The following is a 3,894-nucleotide window of genomic DNA, read 5'->3' as shown; positions in this document are numbered from 1 at the left end:
TCTCGACGCTGTTCCTGACGCCGGTCGCCTATCTCCTGCTTGGCCGCTTCGTCACGCCGAAGACCCACGAGGAAGCCCGACTGAAGCGCGAGTTGGAGGAAGCCGCCTACACCAATGTGGAGCCGGCTGAATAGAAATCCCAGGAAAAGTGTGTAGCGGTTCTTCGTCCGGAATTTCGTAAGAAAAATAATTCCGCCTATCTCAAGAACCGGCCTTCGATCGACCAGCGCGCGGCGAGGAAATTCAGCACCGCCGCCACCACGACGCCGCCGATTTTCGCCGGCCACACCCCGATGATGCCGGCGAACAGCGCGATCGAGAGGCTGGAGACACCGAGCGAAATCAGCGCTCCAAGCGTGGCGAAACGAAGGAACGCGTCATGCAAACGGATGGCTCGATTGCGCTCGAACGACCACAAGCCGTTCGCCGCGAAGGAAAAGGTGACGGCGACGAACCAGGCAGCGATGTTGGCCGGCACCGGCGGAACCCCGAGCTTGAGCAGCAGGAAAAAGCTGGCAAGGTCGATGGCCGTGTTCGCCAGTCCGACAATGGCGAAGCGGACGATCTTGCTGCCGGCCGAACGCTGGGGCCGATCGGCGTCGCTCATCTCTTGCCGTCCAAGATCTCGACGCCGGCGCGGGCCAGGCTGGCTCCGAACGCGTCCGATGCGAGGGCCGCGAATTCGACCTCGCGCACACCTTGCATCATGTCGCGCGCGCGCAGCGTCTCGTCGACATGGCCGGGATGACACATGAACAGCCCTCGCTCTGGCAACCCTTCGACGGCGGCCTGCAGAACCGCAGCGAACTTTTCCGGTTGCCGCCAGTCATAGATGCCGGCGAGCGGCTGGAAAACGGTGAAGCCCGCGCGCTGCATCGAGCGGTTGAACCCGGCGGCGAGCGCGGCAATCGCAGCGACTTTCGCTCCCGCGGCCAGCGTCGGGGCGCCGCGCAGGGCCGGCCTGTCGGCGCCTTCTGGAAACCGTGCGCACAGCCATGTGCGCACGACGGGAAGGAAATGCACATGCTGATGCCCGTCGACGAAATCGGGGCGGCGGCCAAGCGCCTCGACGAAGCGGCTGTACTGGGCGTCAAGCTCGGCATGGACATGGCGGGCGCCGATGCGGCCGCGCAGAACAGGCAAGGCCAGTGCGCGGAGCGGTGGCAGCCGGCCTTCCGGCGCCAGGGCCGACCGGCCGGTGACGGCCAACTGGTCGGTCAAGGTGAGGTGCAGCCCAACCGCAGCCCGGCCGCACAGCGGTTTTATGCGCTCTGCCTCCTTTGCCCACTCGGGAAAGCCGGTCATGCAGCTGGTGCCGGTCAGGCGCCCCCGATCGAGAAGATCGAGAATCCCGGCGGAAACGCCAGGCGCCAGGCCGTAATCGTCGGCGATCAGGCGAATGCGCCGCGTCATCTGTTCGAAGAGCCCGGCTCCGGCCGGTCGGCGGAGGCATCGCTGCGCACGACATCGCGCACGAGATAGACCGGCCGATCCTTGCTCTCGCTGAGCGTCACCCAGACATATTCGCCGATCAGGCCAAGCAGGGTCAGGTTGAGGCCGCCGAGCAGAACGACGGCAACCAGCAGGCTGGGGTAGCCCGGAACGGCAATGCCGTAGAAGATCACCTCGAAGAACACCTTTGCACCATAGAGCGCGCCGGCCAACGCCGCGAGCAGCCCGCTAAGACTGATCAGGCGCAGCGGAATGACGGAGAACGAGGTGAACCCTTCGAGCGAGAAGGCGATCAGGTTGAGCCGGCTCCATTTCGATGTGCCACTGGCGCGGCCTTCCGGCGAATAGGGCAATGCTTTCTGGCGAAAGCCCGCCCAGGCAAACAGGCCCTTGTTGAAGCGACGCTTGTCACGCAGGCTGGTCAGTGCGCGCGCCACGGCGCCGCGCATGACGCGAAAGTCGCCGGCATTTTCAGGAATGTCGAAACGCTGGCTGCTGTTGATCAGGCTGTAGAAAAGCCGTGCAAGCTGGCTGCGCCGCCAACTCGCCTCGCGGCGGTCGTTCTGGGCATAGACGACGTCGATGTCGGGATGGTTCACCAGCTCGGCGATCAGCTTCAGGCTGATGTCCAGGGAATGCTGGAGGTCGGCGTCCATGATCAGCACCATGTCGCCGCGCGACTGGTCGAGGCCGGCGAGCACAGCGACTTCCTTGCCGAAATTGCGGCTGAGGCGGACGATCTCCCACGATCCCGTCAGCGCCTGCGAAAATCGTCCGGCGCCGTCGTCACGGCTGCCGTCATCGACCAGGATCTTGTGCACGGTCATGCCGAAGCGCTGTGCCACGGCCGCTTCGAGCTCGCCGAGCAGGCGCGCGAAGGCCGATGCCGAAGCCGCCTCGTTGAAGAATGGCGCAACGATATCGAGGCTCTGTCGCAACTCAGCCATTCGCGACTCCCGCATTCACCACCTTTTCCCGTGCCTTGGCCCAGAACCACCAGATCAGCGAACCGGCGATGAAAGTGACGGCCACCGGCCGGAACCAGGGGAAGAGGAAATCGTGCACATGGCGCTCGACGCCGCTCAGCCCGGTCACGAACAGCGTCATCGACAGCACCGAGGCGAGGACGCCGCCTCGTTCTTCGCGCCACAACAGGGCGATGGCAAGACCGGCTGGTACCGCGATCATGGCAAAGGTGTTGGGCTCGACGCGCGGGTTGAAGACGCACATGTAGAAAGTGGCCGTCAGGAAGATCGCCAGCGCTGCCTTTCCCCCTTCGAGCCTGCGGTCGAACCAGATGACGGCTGAAAGCGTAAGGAGGGCCATGACCATGCGCACGATCGTTGCGCCGAATTCCGGTATCGGCAGCCCTATCGTGGTGAACGGTGCCGTGAAATCGGTGGACACGAAATGGCTGGTATTGTCGACGGCCATGGAGGTCAACATCTGGGCGAAGACACGATACTGATCGTTGAGATAGCCGGCGGGAGCAAAAGCGTAAGGCAGTGCGAGCACGAACAGCACCGCCAGCACCAGCACCGGTATCAACCGAAGCCGAAGGGCTCCTACCAACAACAGCATTATGATCGCGGTCGGCTTGGCGATGATGGCAAGCGAAGCCCAGAAGAACGTCTCCGCCCGTCGCCCTTCCAGCGCCGACAATGTGAGAAGCCAGCAAGCGGCGGTCAAAAGGATCGTCGCCTGACCGTTGCGGATCGCGCCGAGCGCCATCGGCAAAGCGAGGAAGAGGCCGAAAGAAAGCAGCCACATCAACTCGCCACCACCGAGCTTGCGCACCTGCCGCATCGCGGCATAGGTCAGCACCGCAAACCCGAGGGAGTGCCACACCACGCCGCCCAGATGCGGACCGAGCTTGACTATCGGAGTGTAGAGCGCGGCAAAGGCCGGCGCGTAGAGATACCCCATCTCGGATTGGGTGTCGTAGAGCGGCAGACCGGCCAGAAGCGCCTCGCTGCCGTCTATATAGGCCTTCCATACCGTCCGCGTGTACGGCGACCGCAGGACCATGGCAAGAACGACCAGGAACGCTCCGATCCACAGGCCAAACCCCAAACGGTCGAAAACCGGCTTGGAAATCGTCATCAAGGCACCCCACACAATCCCGGAACAAGCTCGGTCCAGCCTGTCCCGGCATTCGATGGCGGCGGCATATCACGGACGCAGCGGCATGGCATAGGGGGCTTGATGGACGCGGGTATCGGCCTGACGGTCCCGAGGCGGCGGATAACCGGCGATCTCTGACGCAAAGCACTCCGAGGCCCCCTCGCGTCCAAGCTTCTCGAACCTTTCGAATTGGCCTAAGGCCGGATGAACACCTTGCCGTTCGGCTTGGCCAGTTCCGCCGGCACCCGCGTCATGGCCTCGGCAAGCGGCACCACCGCTTCCACTCCGGTCCACCAGCCCCCGGCGAAAAAAAGCTCC

The 3,894-nt window shown here is 64.0% G+C and carries 4 protein-coding genes and 1 pseudogene; all 5 read right to left on the bottom strand.

What is annotated here, in order from left to right; all coding sequences use genetic code 11:
- Positions 1 to 196 precede the first annotated feature (196 nt).
- Positions 197 to 607, bottom strand: coding sequence for a GtrA family protein (locus EN893_RS22795; protein ID WP_127269060.1), 411 nt, complete (start codon positions 605 to 607; stop codon positions 197 to 199).
- A complete protein-coding gene (locus EN893_RS22790; protein ID WP_127269059.1) occupies positions 604 to 1,413 on the bottom strand; it encodes a ChbG/HpnK family deacetylase in 810 nt (269 codons plus the stop codon). The genes EN893_RS22795 and EN893_RS22790 overlap by 4 nt, the downstream gene beginning before the upstream one ends.
- Entirely contained in the window at positions 1,410 to 2,399 is a 990-nt protein-coding gene (locus EN893_RS22785) for a glycosyltransferase family 2 protein (RefSeq protein WP_127269058.1), read from the bottom strand. Before EN893_RS22785 ends, EN893_RS22790 begins: the two co-directional genes overlap by 4 nt.
- Positions 2,392 to 3,555, bottom strand: a complete 1,164-nt coding sequence (locus EN893_RS22780; RefSeq protein WP_127269057.1) for a glycosyltransferase 87 family protein — start codon at positions 3,553 to 3,555, stop codon at positions 2,392 to 2,394. The genes EN893_RS22785 and EN893_RS22780 overlap by 8 nt, the downstream gene beginning before the upstream one ends.
- A 215-nt stretch (positions 3,556 to 3,770) precedes the next feature.
- Positions 3,771 to 3,894 (bottom strand): annotated as a pseudogene (locus tag EN893_RS40080) (NADH oxidoreductase); the annotation flags it as partial.

This window comes from Mesorhizobium sp. M7A.F.Ca.CA.004.04.2.1 (genome assembly GCF_004022825.1).
In the GTDB taxonomy this organism is placed as follows: domain Bacteria; phylum Pseudomonadota; class Alphaproteobacteria; order Rhizobiales; family Rhizobiaceae; genus Mesorhizobium.
Note: the sequence above shows the minus strand (reverse complement) of the source record. Positions and strands in the feature narration are given on the sequence as shown.

Coding starts and splice junctions, on each gene's coding strand:
- EN893_RS22795 (WP_127269060.1), bottom strand. CDS start 607: ATGAGCGACGCCGATCGGCCCCAGCGTTCGGCCGGCAGCAAGATCGTC.
- EN893_RS22790 (WP_127269059.1), bottom strand. CDS start 1,413: ATGACGCGGCGCATTCGCCTGATCGCCGACGATTACGGCCTGGCGCCT.
- EN893_RS22785 (WP_127269058.1), bottom strand. CDS start 2,399: ATGGCTGAGTTGCGACAGAGCCTCGATATCGTTGCGCCATTCTTCAAC.
- EN893_RS22780 (WP_127269057.1), bottom strand. CDS start 3,555: ATGACGATTTCCAAGCCGGTTTTCGACCGTTTGGGGTTTGGCCTGTGG.